The organism is Hyphomicrobium sp. (assembly GCF_041659645.1).
Classification (GTDB): Bacteria; Pseudomonadota; Alphaproteobacteria; order Rhizobiales; family Hyphomicrobiaceae; genus Hyphomicrobium_B.
On the sequence record NZ_JBAZXX010000002.1, the window covers coordinates 237,849 to 257,497 of the forward strand.

The 19,649-nt window shown below is 61.3% G+C and carries 17 protein-coding genes and 2 pseudogenes; 8 read left to right on the forward strand and 11 right to left on the reverse strand.

Translation table 11 applies throughout. The features are described 5' to 3' along the window. The first annotated feature begins 81 nt into the window (after window positions 1-81). From WC811_RS06205 to WC811_RS06215, 3 genes are all read left to right on the forward strand, one after another. The gene (locus WC811_RS06205; protein ID WP_372642107.1) at window positions 82-987 is read left to right on the forward strand and encodes an AraC family transcriptional regulator N-terminal domain-containing protein; all 906 of its coding nucleotides are present in this window, start codon (window positions 82-84) and stop codon (window positions 985-987) included. Beyond that, window positions 984-2,267, forward strand: coding sequence for an FAD-dependent oxidoreductase (locus WC811_RS06210; protein ID WP_372642109.1), 1,284 nt, complete (start codon window positions 984-986; stop codon window positions 2,265-2,267). Before WC811_RS06205 ends, WC811_RS06210 begins: the two co-directional genes overlap by 4 nt. A gap of 78 nt (window positions 2,268-2,345) precedes the next feature. Next, window positions 2,346-3,254 (forward strand): MBL fold metallo-hydrolase, encoded by a 909-nt coding sequence (locus tag WC811_RS06215; RefSeq protein ID WP_372642111.1) that lies wholly within the window; start codon window positions 2,346-2,348, stop codon window positions 3,252-3,254. Window positions 3,255-3,336: 82 nt separating this feature from the next. Here the strand turns inward: WC811_RS06215 and WC811_RS06220 are convergent. Both WC811_RS06220 and pdxH read right to left on the reverse strand, forming a co-directional pair. Next, a pseudogene (locus WC811_RS06220) lies at window positions 3,337-4,140 on the reverse strand (DUF1499 domain-containing protein); the annotation flags it as partial. Between the two features lie 86 nt (window positions 4,141-4,226). After that, window positions 4,227-4,877, reverse strand: coding sequence for a pyridoxamine 5'-phosphate oxidase (pdxH, locus tag WC811_RS06225; protein WP_372642113.1), 651 nt, complete (start codon window positions 4,875-4,877; stop codon window positions 4,227-4,229). A 159-nt stretch (window positions 4,878-5,036) separates the two neighbouring features. On the opposite strand from pdxH, the gene WC811_RS06230 reads away from it, so the two are divergent. Continuing rightward, window positions 5,037-5,486 (forward strand): hypothetical protein, encoded by a 450-nt coding sequence (locus WC811_RS06230; protein WP_372642115.1) that lies wholly within the window; start codon window positions 5,037-5,039, stop codon window positions 5,484-5,486. 143 nt (window positions 5,487-5,629) lie between these two features. Here the strand turns inward: WC811_RS06230 and WC811_RS06235 are convergent, their stop codons facing one another. Continuing rightward, entirely contained in the window at window positions 5,630-5,920 is a 291-nt protein-coding gene (locus WC811_RS06235; RefSeq protein ID WP_372642117.1) for a hypothetical protein, read from the reverse strand. 138 nt (window positions 5,921-6,058) lie between these two features. Between WC811_RS06235 and WC811_RS06240 the strand changes: the two genes are divergently transcribed. After that, window positions 6,059-6,319: a hypothetical protein gene (locus tag WC811_RS06240; RefSeq protein ID WP_372642119.1), complete on the forward strand. Its 261-nt coding sequence runs from the start codon at window positions 6,059-6,061 to the stop codon at window positions 6,317-6,319. 25 nt (window positions 6,320-6,344) lie between these two features. Here the strand turns inward: WC811_RS06240 and WC811_RS06245 are convergent, their stop codons facing one another. After that, window positions 6,345-7,439 carry a tetratricopeptide repeat protein gene (locus WC811_RS06245; protein WP_372642121.1) on the reverse strand — a complete coding sequence of 365 codons (1,095 nt, stop codon included), beginning with the start codon at window positions 7,437-7,439 and terminating at the stop codon, window positions 6,345-6,347. Window positions 7,440-7,985: 546 nt separating this feature from the next. Continuing rightward, window positions 7,986-8,123 (reverse strand): hypothetical protein, encoded by a 138-nt coding sequence (locus tag WC811_RS06250; protein WP_372642123.1) that lies wholly within the window; start codon window positions 8,121-8,123, stop codon window positions 7,986-7,988. A gap of 325 nt (window positions 8,124-8,448) precedes the next feature. Here WC811_RS06250 and lexA point away from each other — a divergent pair, with 325 nt between their 5' ends. Further along, entirely contained in the window at window positions 8,449-9,219 is a 771-nt protein-coding gene (lexA, locus tag WC811_RS06255; RefSeq protein WP_372642125.1) for a transcriptional repressor LexA, read from the forward strand. On the opposite strand, the gene WC811_RS06260 is transcribed toward lexA, so the two are convergent. Then, the gene (locus tag WC811_RS06260) at window positions 9,213-11,519 is read right to left on the reverse strand and encodes a ComEC/Rec2 family competence protein (protein WP_372642127.1); all 2,307 of its coding nucleotides are present in this window, start codon (window positions 11,517-11,519) and stop codon (window positions 9,213-9,215) included. The genes lexA and WC811_RS06260 overlap by 7 nt on opposite strands. Before the next feature lie 140 nt (window positions 11,520-11,659). On the opposite strand from WC811_RS06260, the gene gltX reads away from it, so the two are divergent. Together gltX and gltA are read left to right on the forward strand one after the other, a co-directional pair. Further along, window positions 11,660-13,201, forward strand: a complete 1,542-nt coding sequence (gene gltX / locus WC811_RS06265; protein WP_372642129.1) for a glutamate--tRNA ligase — start codon at window positions 11,660-11,662, stop codon at window positions 13,199-13,201. Window positions 13,202-13,390: 189 nt separating this feature from the next. Next, the gene (gene gltA, locus WC811_RS06270; RefSeq protein WP_372642131.1) at window positions 13,391-14,701 is read left to right on the forward strand and encodes a citrate synthase; all 1,311 of its coding nucleotides are present in this window, start codon (window positions 13,391-13,393) and stop codon (window positions 14,699-14,701) included. On the opposite strand, the gene lpxB is transcribed toward gltA, so the two are convergent. The 5 genes and pseudogenes from lpxB to lpxD form a co-directional block, all read right to left on the reverse strand. Continuing rightward, the gene (gene lpxB, locus WC811_RS06275) at window positions 14,671-15,876 is read right to left on the reverse strand and encodes a lipid-A-disaccharide synthase (RefSeq protein WP_372643683.1); all 1,206 of its coding nucleotides are present in this window, start codon (window positions 15,874-15,876) and stop codon (window positions 14,671-14,673) included. The genes gltA and lpxB overlap by 31 nt on opposite strands. Before the next feature lie 456 nt (window positions 15,877-16,332). Further along, a pseudogene (locus WC811_RS06280) lies at window positions 16,333-17,145 on the reverse strand (LpxI family protein); the annotation flags it as partial. An 8-nt stretch (window positions 17,146-17,153) separates the two neighbouring features. Next, window positions 17,154-17,960, reverse strand: coding sequence for an acyl-ACP--UDP-N-acetylglucosamine O-acyltransferase (gene lpxA / locus WC811_RS06285; RefSeq protein ID WP_372642133.1), 807 nt, complete (start codon window positions 17,958-17,960; stop codon window positions 17,154-17,156). Then, entirely contained in the window at window positions 17,953-18,456 is a 504-nt protein-coding gene (gene fabZ / locus WC811_RS06290) for a 3-hydroxyacyl-ACP dehydratase FabZ (RefSeq protein WP_372642135.1), read from the reverse strand. The genes lpxA and fabZ overlap by 8 nt, the downstream gene beginning before the upstream one ends. Before the next feature lie 57 nt (window positions 18,457-18,513). Next, on the reverse strand, window positions 18,514-19,575 hold the full coding sequence (gene lpxD, locus WC811_RS06295; RefSeq protein WP_372642137.1) for a UDP-3-O-(3-hydroxymyristoyl)glucosamine N-acyltransferase: 1,062 nt from the start codon (window positions 19,573-19,575) through the stop codon (window positions 18,514-18,516). Window positions 19,576-19,649: the final 74 nt, after the last annotated feature.

A 19,649-nucleotide genomic window follows, 5' to 3' on the forward strand; every position in this document is an offset into this window, starting at 1 on the left:
GGACGGCGTCGCTGAATGGCTTATTATTAGGTCGCGCGTTCCGAAGATTTCGGACCTGCCGCAGGATTTCGGAGTTGCACGATGCAAACGGCTTTGATCGACGCCCTCAATGCTTATGCCGATGCGAACGGCGGTGGCGAAGGCGTGTTCATGACGCCGATTCCGGGCTTCGGGTTCATGCGCACAAGCCGCGAAACCCTGCCGCAGCACATCATCTACAAGCCCTCGCTGTGCGTCGTCGTGCAGGGTGAAAAGCAGGTGATGTTCGGCAAGGCGCTGATGACATACCGCGAAGGTCAGGCGCTGATCGTCAACGTCGAGATCCCCGCTATCGGCCGCGTGACGAAAGCCAGCCCGGAAAAGCCGCTTATCGGACTCGTGATCGAGCTGGACACCGACATCATGCGAGAGGTGATGGAAGAGATCGAGACGCCGCCGCCGCCAAACGACGACATCGGTCTTGGGGCTTTCGTCGCCGATTTCGAAGGCCCGCTTGCAGATTGCGTCGTGCGTCTCGTGCGCCTGCTCGCGACTCCGAGGGCGATTGCGGTTCTGCGACCGGCGATCATGCGCGAGATTTCATTCTGGCTGCTGACCGGCTCGCATGGGGCCGAAGTGTGCAAGGTCGTTCTTCCGAACAGCCGCACTCGGCGGCTGTCGGAAGCGATCCAAGTTTTGCGCAACAACTTCTCACATCCCGTCCGCATCGATGAGCTTGCGTCCATCGCGCATATGAGCCCGTCGTCGTTCCATCAGCATTTCAAGACGCTGACATCGATGACGCCGCTGCAATATCAAAAGCAGTTGCGGTTGCTCAGGGCGCGACATTTGATGAGCGACGGCAACATCCACGTTTCGGATGCGGCCTATCAAGTCGGCTATGAAAGCGCATCGCAGTTCAGCCGCGAATATGCGCGCATGTTCGGCACGCCGCCGAAGCGCGATGCGGTCGAACTCAGAGCCGCTCCGTATGAGCCCGCTTTATGACCGCTCCGAGCAGTCACGGCGAGATCGTGGATGCGGTGGAAAACTCCGTGGCTCCCAATCCGTCGCTCGATTTTTCGACCGCCTGCGCCATTGTCGGAGCAGGACCGGCGGGATTGATGCTCGGCCTCATACTGGCGCGGGCGGGCGTCGACGTGACCGTCATCGAGAAGCACGAAGATTTCCTGCGTGATTTTCGCGGCGATACCATCCATCCTTCGACGCTGCAGGTGATGCATGAGCTTGGACTTGCGGACGAGTTTTTGAAACTGCCACACACGGAAGCGCGCACGCTTCATGCCGAGATCGGCGGAAAAGACATCACCATCGCGGATTTCTCGTGGCTGCCGACGAAGAACCGTTTCATCGCCTTCATGCCGCAATGGGAATTTCTCGATTTTGTGGCGCGGGAAGCGAAGCGCTATCCGAACTTCCGTCTGATGATGCGGACGAACGTAACGGATCTTCTGATCGAGAACGGCCATGTCGTCGGTTTGCGCGCGACGTCGCCGGACGGTGCGGTCGCGATCCGCGCGCCGCTCGTCGTCGGCGCCGATGGGCGCAATTCCGTCACGCGCGCGTTGGCGGGTCTCGAAGTCGAAAGTTTCGGCGTCCCGAGCGAAGTGCTTTGGATGAAGCTCTCGCATCTCACCGGCGATCCCGAGCAGGTCATGGGGCATGCAGGGCCGCAGCAGGGTTTCGTCATGATCGACCGGGGCGATTACTGGCAATGCGGATATATCGTTCGCAAAGGAACTTATGCCGACATCAAAGAGGGCGGCATCGAAGCGTTCCGCGCGATGGTCTCGGCCGTCTCGCCGCTGCCCGTAGAACGCGTTGGAGAGATCCGCTCGTTCGACGACGTGCATCTTTTAAGTGTGCGCATCGACCGGCTGAAGCGCTGGTGGCGGCCGGGACTTTTGTGCATCGGCGACGCGGCGCACGCGATGTCGCCGATCGGCGGCGTCGGCGTGAACCTTGCCATTCAGGACGCGGTCGCGGCGGCGAACATTCTCGCGGGTCCATTGAAAGATGGGCAGTTGTCCGAGCGGCATCTGGCGGCCGTCGAGAGGCGCCGCACGTTCCCGACCAAAGCGACGCAAAAACTTCAGTTGATGATGCGGCGCGATAAGCGCAAGCGCGAAGCCAGCGAAGCAACGCGTTCGGGACCTCCCGGCTTCATCAAGGGCATCGCGCGATGGCCGATCCTCGCGCATCTCGCCGGGCGGTTGATCGGCCTCGGCTTCCGGCCCGAGCACGTTCGCCTCAAAACACGACGTTAACCTGCGTCGAATTTCCAGGTATTCGTTATTCGCCGAGGTTTCCTATAATCGGTGAACGTCAATGAGGGCTTACGGGGCTTGGACTCACTCGAATTCAAAACAGACATGGCCTTCACTTATGGCGAGCCGTCGCCGATGGGTCCGGGGATCGTCCGCCTCGTCGCGCCGAACCCGAGCCCTCTGACGTTCAAAGGGACCAATACCTATCTCGTGGGATCGACGTCGCTCGCCGTTATCGATCCTGGTCCGGATAGCGACGACCATCGCAACGCGATCTTGAGCGCCGCGGGCGGACGGCAGATCACGCACATCATCACGACGCACGCGCATCGCGATCACGTCGACGGCGTCGCCAAGCTGCAAGCGGAAACGGGCGCCGTCACCGCCGCCTATCCGCGCGACCCCGAAGCGGCACGGATCGCGCTCGAAAACTCACCGTCGGGACGGTTTTTCGTCGATTACGATTTCTCGCCCGACATGGCGGTTTATGGCGGCGATACCATCACGGGCGACGACTGGGCGCTGACCGCGATCCATACGCCCGGACACGCGCCGGATCATCTCTGCTTCGTGCTCGAAGGCCGCCGCGTCGTGTTCTCCGGCGATCATGTGATGGCCTGGAACACGACCGTGATTGCGCCGCCCGAGGGCCGGATGGCCGATTACGTCGCCTCGCTGGAAATTCTTCTGGATCGCTCCGACGACGTCTTTCTGCCGGGGCATGGCGGCCGCCTCAACAGTCCGCAACGTGCGGTCAGGGCCTATCTCTTGCACCGGAGCTGGCGCGAGAAGTCGGTGCTCGATGCGCTGACGGCGGGCGCCACGACTATTCGTCGAATTGTGCCCCGGGTTTATCGCGACCTCGCGCCCCAGCTGATCCCTGCCGCGACGCTTTCCGTTCAGGCGCACGTCGAATATTTGATCGAGAAAGGTTTGGTCGCTTCCGATCAGCCTTTGACGCCTGACCGCGACCTTTCTCCGCTTTGAGCCGGGCTTTCCTCGCCAACGCCGCTTCCTTGTCGGGGTCGGGAACGGACGCTTCGAAGCGCGACGCGACTTCCTTCAAGATCAGGCGCACGTGCTCGGCATTGCGGCCGAAGTCGTTGCTGCCGTAGCGCGACGCCGAACGCACGTCGATGCGGGAATTCTTGTCGTCTCCCAGAACGCGGATGACGACGTCGTCGACGAGGCCCAAAATCTGCGTGTGCTCGGAAAGCTCGATGAAGCCCGGCGAGTCGTCCTCATCCTCGGGGGGAACTTCGAGCGTCGCTTTCAGCTTCATCTTGCGGATGGCCTGCAGGACAAGCTCGTAGGCTTCGTCGGGCGTGCGCGGAACGACGAGGCTCTTGAGATCGGGATAGTTTTGGCGTTGCAGATCCGCGAACTGATCGCCGGGATAATTGAGCGGATTGGTCTCGGGGCCGCGTTCGTCCTTCGCCTCGGTGAACTCCGGCGGCTCGGCGAAGTCGGTCGTGACGTCATTGATCGCGGGATGACGCAGGCTCATGGCCCAGACGCCAGCCGGAACCGCAAGAAGCCCGAGGGCGACGATGGCACCGCAGAAGACGCGCGCCGCGCCCTGCCGGCCCGTCACCCAAACATCGAGCCCTGCGATCAGCGCCATGGCGAGCGACAGCGCCGCGCCTGCAACGAGCAGATAGGCGATCGTCAGCGCGACCGGCGTCTGCACCAGCGACAGCCGATGCAAACCCGCCGTCACGACGGCTGCGGCAGCGGCAAACAACGCGATGCGGCTCGTCCACATCGCCAGGAACGACGGCGGCTGATCGGCGGCGTAATAGATCCGCGTCGAACGATAGCGATCGCGCATCCGCCTTTTCGCGCGGCGCTCGTCGATGCGATCCGTTACCATCCGAGCCTCAAGCGTTCCCCTTCCCCGGTCTCGTAACCGGACCTCTCCGCCTTCTCTACCCCAAGTCGTGCCTTTTTGTGATCATCTCAGGGATAGAGGCGGGTTTTGTGCCAGGAGTCGCGCGGCGCGTCGCGGCGGAAAACGATACGGTCGTGCAGGCGGAACGGGCGACTCATCCAGAATTCGATTTCTATCGGCACCACGCGGAAGCCCGACCAGTAAGCGGGGCGCGGAATAGCTTCGTCCGGATACTTAGTCTCGAAGTGCTGGACTTTCGCTTCGAGCACATCGCGCGAGGACAATGGCCGCGACTGGTGCGAGGCCCAGGCGCCGATACGGCTCAGGCGTGGCCGCGAGGCGAAATAAGCGTCCGCCTCACCGTGGCCGACGAGCGAAACCGGTCCGCGCACGCGCACCTGCCGTTCCAGGCTCTTCCAATGAAAGAGCAGCGCCGCCTTCGGGTTCGCGAGCAGCTCGCGGCCCTTCGCGCTTTCGAAGTTCGTATAAAAAACGAAGCCGCGATCAGGGCTCTCCGGCGCGTCGACGCTTTTCAGGAGCACGATCCGGACGTCCGGCATGCTGTTGGCGTCGACGGTCGCGAGCGACATCGCGTTCGGGTCGTTCGGCTCCGCGCGCTCGGCTTCGCGCATCCAGGCGTCGAACAACTGGAACGGATCGGCTGCGGCGGAAAAATCCGGCGCGGCTTCCAGCGGGGGGGCATTGTCAGTGTTGCTCATGTTGCGTGCTCAACGCTTGATTTTCATCGCAAACCCGCACTGTCGGGCGACAAGCAGGCTCGTTCTTTAGTCCATATTAACCATACGACGGCAGACTGCTTCGTGTCGCCTCGTTAGGCGGAGTTGAGTTTTTTTCGTCGCGTAAGGGTCAGTTGCGTCATGTCAGCAAATCCGTGTTTATTTCCCTTAGCCGCAGCCGGCGCGACGGCATTTGCGCTGGTTGCGGCCATTTTCGTGCCGTTCAATTATTCCTTGGCCGCCGACCAGAGCCTTGCAGCGACCGCGTGCCCGAAGTGTAGCGCGCTCGCGGTCCAAGCGAAATTGCCCAGCGTCAAGACCGCCAAGATTGTCCTTGATCAGAGCGACGAAGATGCGGCGCTCGAGAGCGTGCAGTTCGCCTTGACGGAAGTCGCGGACGGCTCAAGCTATGTCTGGTATCGCGCCCACGGCCAGCTTTCCGGCGTCGTGAAGCCTGTCTCTTCGTTCAAGGATACGCAAGGCAGCGTGTGCCGTCACGCCGTCGTGATGTTGAGCGTGACCGAATCGACGAAAAGCACCGAAATTGTCGCCTGCCGTTTGCCGACGGGCATCTGGCAGCTCGAATCCTGATTTCCCCAAACGATCCTCTCCCCCCAGACTGATGAAAAAGGCGACCTCCCCCGGGTCGCCTTTTTTTATTGGCGGCTTTTTGTTGGCGCGTGCGACTCCGCTGCGCGGAGCCGGCCGCACGCGCGGGCTTGTGTCTTCGTTCTTCAAAAAATCACGAAGCCGGCGGCGAAGGCGAGGATTGCGGCGAGTGCAAGGCCCAGCGCCAGTTCAAGCCGTGTGTCGCGGACGACGAAGATGAGCGCGGGCAGCACGAAGACCAGCCAGAGCGCGACGATGATCAACGTCACGCTATCGACGGCGATGTTCGTGATGGCGTTGCTGCTCCCCGGCTGATGGAACACCACGAGGTAGAAGATCGCGACCAGCGTCTCGATGGCGACGAGGGTGGCGGTGAGGATGCGGAGGGGAGATGCCTTCGACGTTGCTTCATTCAATGGCTGATCTCCGAATGACTCGTCATGAAACTCGCTGCCCCCCGTTTGCGTTGCCCGGTTAACAACAGCATATGCCGAAATACCCACAAGGTGGCGGCTGCGAATCACGGATGATCGCCCCGATATTTGGGGGCTCAGATGCTGGCTTTTACATCGATATTGCTGACCGCGCTTGCAGCGTTTGCAGGCGCGCCAATTTGGGTAACCCTCTTCGGGGCGGGCGTACTGTTTTCGAGCTCGCTACGCGAGCAGCGAAGATTCGCGGCGAGGTTTACGAACCTCGGCGTTTCCCACGTGCTGACGATGGCGCAATGGCAGAGCGCTGGTCATGCGTTATTGGCGAGTGGGGCGGCGTTTGGATTGGGTATTTTAGTCCGCTTCGCTTATCCTATGGGCTAATTGGACTGAGCGTGTTCAAATTATCTTAGCTTAGCCTTTCATCGGCGACACTTAGGCCTTCCCGCGCTTCGTCCGAATCGACACCTTTATAGACAGCTCGCGCTATCTCCCATTGCGAACGCGCCTGTCGATTTGCGTTAAGCTTTTGCTGCGCGTCGCCGAGGAACATATGCAAATCTGCTTCCTCGACTTGCTCAGCGCCTGTCAGATCAGGGAGTGCCCGGATAGCGTCATCAATCCAATTTTTTGCCCTTAGCGGTCTGCTCGGCGCTCCATACAGGGCTATCCAAGCCTTGGACCGAAGCGCGCGAGAACGCTGGAGCGACTTTAGATCTTTCGCCGTGAGCCTCAGTAGTCGATCAATGTACTTGTCTGCTTCGGCGAATTGACCAAGTTGAACGTGAACGTAGCTTGCATATTCAAGCGCATCTAGATCCTTCGAACTCGCGCTAATTGCTGCTTCGAAGTGGTGAAGTGCTTCGATAAGCTTTGCCCGATCGGTAAAATTTTGATTTTGAACGCTTCCGTTCCTCGAAATCATCATTGCACCTTTAAGCAGATGAGCCGTAGCAAGCTGTTCGCTAACTTTTCTTTGGTGTTGTTTAGATAAATCTACTTGCTTCTCTAATTTCGTTAGCGCTTCGCCCAATTGAAGCTCCACATATCCCAACTGAGGCGGCAGGAAATAACTGCCCCAGCCAAGCTCACGCATTGCTGACCGTAACTCCCCTGTTGCGAAGAAAGGCATTTCGAATGGGCGGGCCGGCCCGGGCCTTTCTATCGTGCGACGGAGTTGATCCCGTGCTCCGCGCAAACGTTTTTCTTCCCTTTCAAGAAAATCCCGTAGGCGATTGAGCAAACGACTTTCTGCGAGGCTAAGTGCGGTAACGATCGCAAAGGTTCCGCTGATGATCGTCACCAACGGTGCCACCAGTTTTGTGGATTGTTCCAGTTTGGTTTGATACCAGCTTGCTAAGCTGCCAAGAGACGCGTTCAGGCTTCGCTCTAAAGATGAGATGACTTCGACGCCCGGTCCCCAATTAAGCCACACGGCGCCCAGTACTAAATAAAGTAGCAAAAATATTCCTAGTTCCCGGAATAGACTTCGCTGCTCGTGCATTTCCAACACCCCCACGCAACATCACTAGCCCGCACCCAATGCGTTAACTATGCGCAGAGCAGATCATCTGTATAGGCCCTGGCGTGCAGATTTGATCCCGCAGTGCAGCGCGCCCGCTCGCTCCCTCCTCCAAAAAAACTTATCCCCGCGCTCGCGGCCGCTTGCATAATCTCCTCGCCCATCCGGTGAAGGGCTCGTGCGCAAGGCGTTGCGTCGGGCTCGGGTGGGGCAGCCCGACCCGGGGCGTGACGCGCGCTTCCGGACAAGGCGAACGGCACGGCTCGCACGGGGTGAGAAACCCGTGTGCGGAGCATCCCGCTGACGTAAAGTGGCCCTGCCGAGACCCTGTTCTCGGTCTGTCACGGAGCGGATCGGTTCCGTACCTTCAAGCTTCACGACCCAGCCGCGGAACCCGTCCGCTTCGTGCTTTCTTGATGGTGCCGGCGACTCCCCTGCAGGGAGCCGGCCGTCGACACATGCGTGTTGGGTCGTTCTTTTGAGATGGCGCGCGGAAACTTCAGCAGTGTCGCAAGACGCCGACGAAAACTAATTCCCGCGCGATGAAGCGTGATAGCCGTGCGCGAAATGCCGGCCGACGTGGCCGCCGGTGAAAGCGTCGGCGATGAACGTCCCGATAACAGTGACGATGACACCGATGATGATCTGAGAAAACCAACCCTGCATGGTCTGACGATGCCCTATCGCAACGGCCGAAATATGAAATGCCCGGCTCCATGAACAGTTGAGCCCAGCACTTTCCGTCGCGCGATCGACGCGCCAAAAAAACGTGATCGGCTGCGTCCGACGACAGACCCGCGCGGTCCTCGTGTGTGCCTTCGAGGCCGCACACGCGGACGCTGTGCATGAATATGCGGGTGCTGCTTGCGGAACGAGACAAGAACGCGTAGTGTACAGACACGATTTGTACTGTGATTGAGCGAGCGATGTACGGCGGTCAGCGTCTCAGGCCGCCACCCTCGCGCACCAGGAAAGGTTTGAGACGGACCCGATGCTCACCGAGAAACAGAAAGACCTCCTCCTCTTCATCCATGGGCGCATGCAGGAACGTGGCGTGCCGCCCTCCTTCGACGAGATGAAAGACGCGCTGGATCTGAGGTCGAAGTCGGGCATTCACCGGCTGATCACGGCGCTGGTCGAACGCGGATTCATTCGCCGCCTGCCGCATCGGGCTCGCGCCATTGAGGTCATCAAGCTGCCGGACAATCAAATGTCGGGGCAGATTGCGGGACAGGGTCCTGGACCAACCGGCGGAAGCGCCGGAGCGACGCCCTCTATGAATGCGCCGCAAAGGGGCTTCCAGCCAAGCGTGATCGAGGGTTCGGGGCCGCCGAGGTCGAGCGTGGCGTCGCCGCCGCCGTCGCATGTGATCGATGCGCGAACCGTGTCGATTCCCGTCATGGGCCGGATCGCTGCCGGTACGCCGATCAGCGCCATACAGAATCATACGCACGACATTGCCGTGCCCCCTGACATCCTGACCAACGGCGAGCATTTCGCGCTTGAGGTCAAAGGCGATTCGATGATCGAAGCCGGCATCCATGACGGCGATACCGTCATCATTCGCCGCTGCAATACGGCCGAGAACGGCGACATCATCGTGGCGCTGGTCGAGGGTGAAGAAGCGACGCTGAAGCGGCTGCGCAAGAAGGGTTCAACGATCGCGCTCGAAGCCGCGAACCCGGAATTCAAGACGCGGATTTTTGGCCCCGATCAGATCGACATCCAGGGGCGGCTCGTCGGACTGATGCGGCGCTACTGACCGTCGATGGCGGCGGCATTGTCGTCCATATCCTGTTCCGTGCCCTCGCCGGGATCGTCCTCGGCGGATGTGCGAGGTGTGGTTTCGGCTTCGGCCGTCTGTGCGACCGGAGCTGCGGGTCCCGGCGTGTCAATAATTTGGGGCTTCGGCAGAACGGGCTGCTTTCGCTCGGGCATCGCGCTCCACGGCCGCTCGCCGCGATGGGCGGCGACGTTCTCCAGACGAACGCGCGGCTCAGGGCTGTCGTCGCTGCTGTCGACATAGAGGGCGTAGGCGCCGTTGCGCCAGCGATCGAAGACGTCGATAACGGATCGCGGAGTAGCACAGTCGTCGGGTTTCGGCATATCGAGCACGAGCACGTCGGCGTTTAAGCAGTCATCCGTTACGGCGGCGGGGTGGCGCGCAACGGCAATGGTCGCGCCTTTGACGTGCGCAATGCATCCGACAGCATCACACGAGAACGTCTCGCCGGCGCTGACGTCGCGCGCGGTGCGACCGTCGCCGTCGTATTCGAGCCAGCGATCGAGATCGTATTTCGAGCCTTTCCCCGGCATGGCGGCAAGCTTTCCCGAGGCGTCGCGCACGGCGACGAGCAAGCCCTTCTGACCGATGAGAACATCGGGGTGCGGCATCCACGGCGCGACGAGGATACCGGCGACAACCAGGGCAGCGCCGAGCATCCGGATGCGTGTCTGCCAAAGCAGGAACCAAAGTCCTCCAATCAACATCAGCACAAACGCAAGCTCGGGAATTGCCGGAATATGGCCGACGGCGCCGGGCAACGCGCCGACCTTGTTGGCGCACCACGTCATGCCTTCGATGCCCCAACCCATCGGCTTCAGCCCGATCCCTTCGAGACCGAACGGCATCAGAGCCATGGCGATGAGGGCGGCCGGCATGACGATAAGGTTGCAGATCGGAATGGCGATCATGTTCCCAAGTACGGCATACTGCTGGCTTTGATGGAAATTATAAGCCGCGAACGGCGCGACGGCGACGCTGGCGATCAGAGTGGACGCGATGATTTCGCCGAAGAATTTCAGGACGTGCATCACCGGATGAGGTTTTGAATCACGACCGAGCAAACGGCTCAGCCATTCGTGCGAGGCGATGAGGGCCGTGACGGCCGCGAACGACATCTGAAACCCTGCGTCGAGCAGGCTTTCGGGATAGACGGCCAGAATAAGGAACGCAGCGAGCGCCACGTTACGCAAAGCCATCGCTGGCCGGTCGAGTAGCATCGCGCCGAAGATGATGAGGATCATCAGCGCTGAACGGACGGTTGCGAATTGCACGCCTGAAATCGCGAGGTAGGCAATGGCGCTCAAGATGCCAAGCACGGCGGCGATCTTCTTGATCGGCATCGTCAGCGCAATCCGGGGAATGGCCGCGAGCAGCAGGCGCAGCGAATAGAATACGGCGCCGGCCGCGATCACCATGTGCAGGCCGGAAATCGACAAAATATGGAAGAGGCCGGAATTCTTGAAGGCCGTGTTGGTATCAGCAGATATGCCGCCGCGCTCGCCCGTAATCAGCGCGAGGGCGATCTCTCCGGTTTCGCCGGGAAGCACTTGACGAACGCGCGCGGCAATGGCCTGGCGAATGTCCTCGATGGTGCGGTGATACCATTGCGAGGCGGTGTTCGGATCGGCATGACTTTCGATCGTCGGGGCGGCAAACGCGTAACCGACGCCGCCGACGGAATCGAACCACGCCGTGCGCGCGTAATCGAACCCGCCGGGAAGTGCAGGCTTCGCGGGCGGCGAGAGGTTCGCCTTGATGCGGATACGGTCGCCGGGCGCTGCGAGCGTCTTCGACGACATCGTGCGAATGCGCACGACGGCAGGCGTCAATCCCGGCGCAAGGCCCGCGATGACCGGGTTCGCAATCGTCAGCCGCTGGCCACGCGGGAGCTTGGCTTCGACCATCGTCACGGTGCCCGTGACTTCGACACTGTGAAGAGCCTTCGCAAGCACGGGAGCGCGCACAGCTTCGACGCGCAGCTTGGTGATAGCAAATCCTGCTCCTGCCAGGATCAGCGCGGTCATCAGCGTTGCGGCAAGCGTGCCGGAGCGCACCGTCAGGCGCAGTATCAGCGCCAAAGCGAGAGGCGCGAACGAGACGACGAGCGCGGGCTCGACCGGCAGCGCGAAATAAGCGGCAATTCCCAGCCCGAGGCAAACCGGCCCCCAAAGGAAGAAGCTCTGCCGTTCCGCCTCGAGCAAAAGGGCGGCGCGGCTCAAGCGATCTTCCGGAAGCGCCGGAAATGCGACGTCCAACCCCCTGGCTTCGACCGACATGCTCCCGCCCATTAGGCGCAGCGATGCGCGCCTCGATGCAAGCCTTGGGAGGCCGGAAGTTCCGCCCCCTTAACTTGTCCCACCTCACATGCTACGAGCGGAGCCTCAATCCCTCAATGGCAGACAGAGCATAAGGTCCAATGGCCGAGACCGTGACACCAAGCGCGCCCATCGTTCGATTTGCACCCTCACCGACCGGATTTCTCCATATCGGCGGCGCGCGCACGGCGCTGTTCAACTGGCTTTACGCGCGCGGCCGCGGAGGAAAATTTCTTTTGCGCATCGAGGATACCGACCGCGAGCGCAACAACGAAGCCGCCGTTGCCGCAATTCTCGACGGGGTCAAATGGCTCGGCCTCGATTGGGACGGCGACGTCGTCTCGCAGTTTTCTCGCGCCGACCGGCATCGTGACGTCGCGAACGAACTTCTGGCGCGCGGCTCGGCCTACTATTGCTATTCCTCGCCTGCCGAGATCGAAGCCGCACGCGAAAAAGCCAAAGCTGAAGGCCGGCCGCAGATTTTCCTGTCGCCATGGCGCGACCGCGATCCGAACGACGCACCGAAGGACGTGAAGCCCGCTGTCCGCCTCAAAGCCGCACGCGAGGGCGAAACGATCGTCAACGATCACGTACAGGGCCGCGTCGCGTTTCCGAACAAGGACCTCGACGACCTGATCATCCTCAGGTCGGACGGCAATCCGACGTACAATCTCGCGGTCGTCGTTGACGATCACGACATGGAAGTCACGCACGTCATTCGCGGCGCCGATCATCTGACGAATTCGGCCCGGCAGACGCAAATCTATCAGGGCATGGACTGGAAAGTGCCGGAATTTGCGCACGTCCCGCTCATTCACGGGGCAGACGGCGCGAAACTTTCGAAGCGCCACGGTGCGCAAGGCGTCGAGGAATATCGCGACATGGGCTATCTGCCCGTTGCGCTGCGCAATTATCTGGTCCGCCTCGGCTGGAGCCACGGCGATGACGAGATCATTTCGACGGATGACCTCATCCGCTGGTTCGACATCGATGACATCAACAAGAGCGCGGCGCGGCTCGATTTCAAGAAGCTCGACGATCTCAATGGCCATTACATTCGCGCGGCAGGGGACGACGAGTTGCAGGCTCATGTGCGCGGGATGCTGCCGCACCTGAACTTCGAGGCGCTTGCCGAAATCGCGCCGGATCCGAAAGTTCCGCCGCGCGCCGATGTCGCGCTCGCACGCGAAGTTCAGCGCCAGATGCCCGGCATCCGCTCGGGAAAAGAACTCGCCGATCTCTTCGCCGCTAAAGGCTGGGAGGCCTTCACGCGCGCCATTCCCTCGCTCAAAGAGCGGTCGAAGACGCTGACGGAACTCGTCAGCGGCGCGCTTTTCATCGTCGCGCAGCGTCCGTTGAAGCTCGAAGACAAAGCGGCAAAGCTGCTCGGGGCCGAGGGACGCGCTTCGAATGCCGAACTGCTCAAGCTGTTGTCGGCGGTATCGGTCGAGGAATGGGCCGCGGCCGCGCTCGAATCCAAGGTTAAGGCTTATGTCGAGGAGAAAGCGCTAAAGCTCGGCAATGTCGCGCAGCCGCTTCGCGCTGCGCTCACCGGGCGGAGCGTTTCACCGCCGGTTTTCGACGTGCTGGACGTGCTCGGCCGAGACGAAAGCTTAGGGCGGATCGCAGACGCCGCAGCTTAACCAACGGCTTGCCCGACTAACGATCTCTTGCCGCACTGCAAAAAATCCGTTAAATCGTGCAATTACCGATTGCTTCCGTGAAGGCCACCGAACGTTCTCCAGGGTCCTTAAGCATCTGGGCCCAACCCGTCGGGGAATGCGATAGTTACTTCAGGCGTCGGTGGTGTCTTCCGGGGCGAGGTGGCGATCATGAACATCCACGACAAAGCGGCGAAGGGCACATCGAAGCCCAGCGCGACATTGACGGTCGACAACAAGCAGGTCGAACTTTCGGTGCGTTCGGGCGTAATCGGCCCCGACGTGATCGACGTCGGCAATCTCTATAAAGAAACCGGCTGTTTCACGTACGATCCGGGCTTTACGTCGACGGCGAATTGTCGAAGCTCGATCACCTACATCGACGGCGACAAGGGCGAACTGCTCTATCGCGGCTATCCGATCGACCAGCTTGCCGAGAACACGAACTTCCTCGCCGTCTGCTACCTGCTGCTTTACGGCGAGCTGCCGAACAACGGCGAATTCATCAACTTCCGCAAGACGATCACGCACCATACGATGGTGCACGAGCAGATGACGCGGTTTTTCACCGGTTACCGGCGCGACGCGCATCCGATGGCCGTCATGGTCGGCACGGTCGGCGCACTATCGTCGTTTTATCATGACTCGACCGACATCAACGATCAGGAGCAGCGCGAGATTGCGAGCCATCGCATGATCGCGAAAATGCCGACGATCGCGGCGATGGCCTACAAATATTCGATCGGGCAGCCCTTCATCTATCCGCGCAACGATCTCGATTACACCTCGAATTTCCTGCAGATGTGCTTCGCTGTTCCGTGCGAGCCCTACATCGTCAATCCGGTCATCTCGCGCGCGCTCGACCGCATCTTCATCTTGCACGCCGACCATGAGCAGAATGCCTCGACCTCGACCGTGCGCCTCGCGGGATCGTCGGGTGCAAACCCGTTCGCCTGCATCTCGGCCGGCATCGCCTGCCTTTGGGGTCCGGCGCACGGCGGCGCGAACGAAGCCGCGCTCAACATGCTGAAAGAGATCGGCACCGTCGACCGTGTCCCAGAGTTCGTGAAGAAGGCGAAAGACAAATCGTCTAGCTTCCGCCTCATGGGCTTCGGCCATCGCGTCTACAAGAACTACGATCCCCGCGCCAAGGTGATGCAGAAGACCTGCCATGAGGTGCTGGACGCGCTCGGCCACAAGGACGATCCGCTGCTGAAGGTGGCGATCGAACTTGAGCGCATAGCGCTTCAAGACGATTACTTCATCGAAAAGAAGCTTTACCCGAACATCGACTTCTATTCCGGCATCACGCTGCGCGCGATGGGCTTCCCGGTCGATATGTTCACGGTGCTGTTCGCCGTGGCGCGCACCGTCGGCTGGATCGCGCAGTGGAAGGAAATGATCGAAGATCCGGAGCAGCGCATCGGCCGTCCGCGCCAGCTCTATATCGGTCAGCCGCGCCGGGATTTCCCCGCCGCCTGATCTTCGGCGATAGACAACACGACGTCGGCCGCCGCCTCGCTTGGACTCGAGGCGGCGAGCCGCAGTTTCTGCGGCGCCAGTGCAAGGCCTTCGAGTTGCGCGGCGCGCGCCGCCGTTTCCCCGAAAAGCGGCTCCAACGCGGCCGCGAGATTTTCGGCGGTGCAGGCTTCCTGCAAATATTCCGGATAGATATTGCGGCCGACGACGAGGTTTGCCAGCACAATGCTCGGCACCTTCAGCAGGAAGCGCAGGTTTGCCATCACTATATCGACTTTGTAAGCGACGACGGACGGCGTTTGCGCGAGCGCCAGTTCGAGCGTGACGGTGCCAGACGCCGCGAGCGCGGCGCGGGCTAGGCGCATCGCCGCGTATTTGTCGTCGCTGTCCACGATGTGCGGACGAACGGTCCATCCGGCTGTTTTCTCGACGATGCGGTCGCGGACGTGACGCACTGCTGGGATGACGACCTCGATCGGCCCGATCGATGCCGATAGCCGAGCGACGGCATCGCCGAAATCGCCGATCAGGCGTTCGACCTCGGACGTGCGGCTGCCGGGAAGAACGAGGAGAACGGGCCGCGCGGGATCGAGGTTCAGGCGCGATGCGAGGCCTTTGGCGTCGGCATTCTGGATTTGGTCGAGCTTCTCGATCAGCGGATGGCCGACGTAGGTGCATGGCGGACCGCCGAGTCGCGCGTGCGCCTCGGGCTCGAACGGCATCAGTGCCAGGATATGATCAACGTAAGGCCGCATTTTCTTGGCGCGTCCCGGACGCCAAGCCCAAACGCTCGGGCTGACGTAATCGACGATTGGGATGTGCGGCGCGCGCTTCCTGATGCGCTTCGCGATCGGATGCGTGAATTCGGGACTATCGATGATGACAACCAGATCCGGCGCGAAGGCAATGGCGGCATCGACGGTCTGATGGACGCGACGGATGATGCGCGGGAGTTTCGGCAGGATCGACATCGGGCCCATGACGGCGACGTCTTCGAGGGGGAAGAGCGAGCTAAAACCCTCGTGCGCCATCTCCTCGCCGCCGACGCCTGCGAACGCAATCGGGTCGGGATGTCGCTTCTTTAGTGCGGCGATCAGCTTGCCGCCGAGCGCGTCTCCGGAATGCTCTCCGGCGACGAGGAAGATCCTCAGCCGTTTCGGTCCTGGTTCCGGGAGCATGTTCCGAGCCTTATCCTGGGCGATGAAGACATTCAGACGGTCTGCGGCGCGCACGGCGCTCCCTTTACCTTCGAAACTAGCATCGGGGATGACGACGCCGATCAGATTTACGTCGCTCACGGCCTGTACCAATGTTTCGTCGAGGCGCTGGCCCTTTCCGATTGCTACAATTCCCTTTCGCTTTCGGTTACTGCCGCGCAAGCTCGCAACGCGGCCGATAACATCGGCTGCCGGTTCCCCAGCACCGACGGAGATTACGCGACCGCCGTCGATGACAACGGCGGAACCGATGCCGAACTCCGACAGCGCCGACAGGATGCCGACCGCGCGCGCCATATCACCGGTCGCTCCCGTCGCGACTGGCACCAATCCGAGGTTCAAGAATTCTCTGTTTGCGCCGGTCGTTCGTGGCGGCGCGGCTCCCTGCGCCTCATTGCGAACGCCAACGATGAAGACGCCCTGCTCCTCCGCTAGGCTGACCATTTCGGCACGCTCGGCCGCGAGAACGTGATCAGCCATCACGGCGATGCCCGCGAGGCCAGCGGCCTGTGCGTTCCGGACGGTATTCGGTCCAATCGCCGGCAAATCGACGCGAAGATCCTGACCGGGTTTCGGTCGTTTGATCAGAACGCCTTGGCGGCCCTGAAAACCGGCCTTGAGGCGAGCGTCGGCCACGCGCTTCAGCATGCGGTCGGTGCCCTCGGCGCCTTCGACGGCCTCGATCTGGCCGTCAGTCACGATCGCCGCTTGCCCGATGTCGAAGCGTCCGAGCGCTGCGATAAGAGAAAAACCGCGGGCGATGTCGGCCGCATCCCTCGGCGACGGAGCGAGGCTGGTGAGGCTGCCTTCGGACACGAGCAACTCGGGCGCGACGTCGCCTACTCCAACCACGCTGAAGCCCTGTCGTTCGAGCACGCCCACAAAGCCGCGGAGAACAGCGTCGTCGCCTCCCGCCTTCAAGAGGCGCAATACGCCAGGCAGTTCGCGGAAAAATGCGAAGTCGGGCCGCGCATTGCGAAAGCTCGGCCGGGCTCCGCCGCCAAGGATGAGAATATCGCGAATTCCGGCGCGCTTGAGCGCGGTTGTCACGCGCCCGAGCTGGGCCCAATTCACGGCCGTGTGCGGAAACGCGTCGAGCGACGCACCCGCGCCGTCGACCATGATGATGTGAACGGTACCACCATGAGCGACGATGCTTTGCGCGACCTCAAGAGGGAGCGAGCCGGCCCCCGCGATCATACCGATGCGCTTGATTGCGTCAGCGCCCATCGCCGGGCTCAGACTTCAGCGCCGTTTTTCGGCGTACACAGCGAGCGTTTACCGCCCTGACGGATGAAGGCCAGGATTTCCTGCACCGATGCGTGGCCGGCGAATTCCTCGGCGACATCGTCCATGCGCTCGATAAGGGTGCCTTCGGCGGCGAAGAGAAGCCGGTAAGCACGGCGAAGATCGTGAATGTCGGTACGCGAAAAGCCGCGCCGCTGCAGTCCGACGATATTGAGGCCCGAGAGATAAGCGCGATTGCCAATCGCCATGCCGTAGGGGATCAGGTCGTTCTCAAGCCCGGACATGCCGCCGACGAAGGCGTGGTGACCGACGCGGGCATATTGGATCACGGCCGCGCCGCCGCCGATGATCGCGAAATCGCCGACGTCGCAGTGTCCCGCGAGCATGACATTGTTCGAGAAGATGACGCCGCTTCCGACGCGGCAGTCGTGGCCGACGTGGCTGTTGGCGAGGAATGCGCAACCGTTGCCGACCGTCGTCACGGAACCGCCGCCGGCCGTACCGGGGTTCATCGTCACGCCTTCGCGAATGATGCAATCGGCGCCGATCGAGAGCGAGCAAGGCTCTCCCTTGTATTTCAAATCCTGCGGCTGATGACCGATGGACGCGAACGGAAAGATGCGCGTGCCGGCGCCGATATCTGTCGTGCCCGCAACGACGACGTGGCTGACGAGCTCGACGCGTTCGCCAAGCTTCACTTCACGCCCGACGACGCACAAAGGCCCTATCTTCACGCCGGCAGAGAGTTCGGCACCATCCTCGACGATGGCGGTCGGGTGGACTTCGACCTCAGCCATTTTGGCTCGCAAATGCGCGCGCATCAGCGCTATCGGCGAGCATGGCGCTGATCTCGGCTTCGGCGACGACCTTGCCGTTGACCTTGGCTTCACCCTTGAACCGCCAGACGCGGCCGCGATTGCGGACCTTCTTCACATGGTAATGAAGCTGATCGCCGGGGAGAACGGGCTTGCGGAACTTAGCGTTGTCGATGCCCATAAAATAAACGAGCTCGGCCTTGTAGTCCTGGCCGACGTTCGAGACGCACAGCGCGCCCGCCGTCTGGGCGAGGCCTTCGATGATCAAGACGCCCGGCATTACCGGGAATTGCGGGAAATGGCCCTGAAAGAAAGGCTCATTGATGGTGACGTTCTTGACGCCGACGCAGCTGTCATCGGCGTCCATGTCGTAGATGCGATCGACGAGCAGAAACGGATAGCGATGCGGCAATAGCTTCATCACGCGATTGATGTCCGCGGTGCCGAGATCCCTGACCGTCGTGGCCTTGCCTTCCATAGTGGTCTGCTCCAAAAAAATTACGATCGGTCGAGCTGGCTCACCGACTTCCAACGGTCAGCTTACGTCCGGCTCCGGCGACCCGTCGTCATACCTGTCTTTGTCGCGCGCGGCGAGCCGTTTGAGCATGGCCTGTTCACGCGCGGTCTCGCGCAGCGGCTTTGCCGGGGTGCCGAAATAGCGAGCCCCCGGCGGCACGTCGTGCGTCGCGTGCGATGACCCGCCGATCTGAGCGCCACTACCGATTTTAATGTGACCGACGGTCCCGGATTGACCGCCCATGACAACAAAATCGCCAAGCTCGGTCGACCCAGAAATGCCGCACATCGAAACGATTATGCAATGCCGACCGATGATGACGTTGTGGCCGATCTGAACGAGATTATCAATTTTCGTGCCCTCGCCGATGATGGTATCCTTAAGGGCGCCACGGTCTATGGTTGTATTGGCTCCTATTTCCACATCATCTTGGATAATGACCCGGCCAATTTGGGGCACTTTGAGGTGCCGGGAATGGCCTATGGCGAAGCCGAAACCGTCCTGACCGATCCTGGTACCCGAATGAATTATGACGCGGTCTCCGACCAGCGCGTGCGTAACGGTCGTAAGCGGACCGATAAAGCAATCCCGTCCGATCGACACGCGTGAACCGATGACAGCGCCTGCGGCAATACGGGTCCCGCTGCCGATCTGGGCCTCGCGGCCGATGACCGCGCCCGGCTCGATGAGCACGCCCTGTTCGAGGCGGGCTGACGGATCGATCGGCGGGGCTCCAGCCTCAGCAACCATCGGCTGCATGGCGGACGGATAAAATAGTGCGAGGGCGCGCGCGAAGCCGTGGTACGGCAGCGGCGTGATCAGCGCCGCGGTTCCCGCAGGCACACGGTCCACAGCCGCAGGAATGACAAGGCAAGCCCCGGCCGCCGTTTTAGCGAGCTGGGCGAAATACTTTTTATTGTCGATGAACGACACATGCGTGGCCATCGCTTCGGAGAGCGGCCGCACATCGTCGATCACGGCATTCGGATTTGCGCCGGCCGAGATTCGCGCGTCTGTTACCGTTGCGACTTCAGACAACGTATATGGCCCGGTGCGTTCAAAAAAACCGGGATGCTCCATGGCGCCGCCTCCGGCACGTCATTGCTACAGATGAATGGTTGGGGACTCTGAATGAACGACCTGAAAGATATTAG

What these genes read in the sequence shown, in the direction of transcription:
- lpxA (WP_372642133.1), bottom strand. Translation starts at nt 17,960, where the DNA reads ATGGCTGAGGTCGAAGTCCACCCGACCGCCATCGTCGAGGATGGTGCC.
- fabZ (WP_372642135.1), bottom strand. Translation starts at nt 18,456, where the DNA reads ATGGAAGGCAAGGCCACGACGGTCAGGGATCTCGGCACCGCGGACATC.
- WC811_RS06205 (WP_372642107.1), top strand. Translation starts at nt 82, where the DNA reads ATGCAAACGGCTTTGATCGACGCCCTCAATGCTTATGCCGATGCGAAC.
- WC811_RS06250 (WP_372642123.1), bottom strand. Translation starts at nt 8,123, where the DNA reads ATGCAGGGTTGGTTTTCTCAGATCATCATCGGTGTCATCGTCACTGTT.
- lexA (WP_372642125.1), top strand. Translation starts at nt 8,449, where the DNA reads ATGCTCACCGAGAAACAGAAAGACCTCCTCCTCTTCATCCATGGGCGC.
- WC811_RS06245 (WP_372642121.1), bottom strand. Translation starts at nt 7,439, where the DNA reads ATGCACGAGCAGCGAAGTCTATTCCGGGAACTAGGAATATTTTTGCTA.
- WC811_RS06230 (WP_372642115.1), top strand. Translation starts at nt 5,037, where the DNA reads ATGTCAGCAAATCCGTGTTTATTTCCCTTAGCCGCAGCCGGCGCGACG.
- WC811_RS06260 (WP_372642127.1), bottom strand. Translation starts at nt 11,519, where the DNA reads ATGTCGGTCGAAGCCAGGGGGTTGGACGTCGCATTTCCGGCGCTTCCG.
- WC811_RS06210 (WP_372642109.1), top strand. Translation starts at nt 984, where the DNA reads ATGACCGCTCCGAGCAGTCACGGCGAGATCGTGGATGCGGTGGAAAAC.
- gltA (WP_372642131.1), top strand. Translation starts at nt 13,391, where the DNA reads ATGAACATCCACGACAAAGCGGCGAAGGGCACATCGAAGCCCAGCGCG.
- pdxH (WP_372642113.1), bottom strand. Translation starts at nt 4,877, where the DNA reads ATGAGCAACACTGACAATGCCCCCCCGCTGGAAGCCGCGCCGGATTTT.
- lpxB (WP_372643683.1), bottom strand. Translation starts at nt 15,876, where the DNA reads ATGCTCCCGGAACCAGGACCGAAACGGCTGAGGATCTTCCTCGTCGCC.
- WC811_RS06240 (WP_372642119.1), top strand. Translation starts at nt 6,059, where the DNA reads ATGCTGGCTTTTACATCGATATTGCTGACCGCGCTTGCAGCGTTTGCA.
- gltX (WP_372642129.1), top strand. Translation starts at nt 11,660, where the DNA reads ATGGCCGAGACCGTGACACCAAGCGCGCCCATCGTTCGATTTGCACCC.
- lpxD (WP_372642137.1), bottom strand. Translation starts at nt 19,575, where the DNA reads ATGGAGCATCCCGGTTTTTTTGAACGCACCGGGCCATATACGTTGTCT.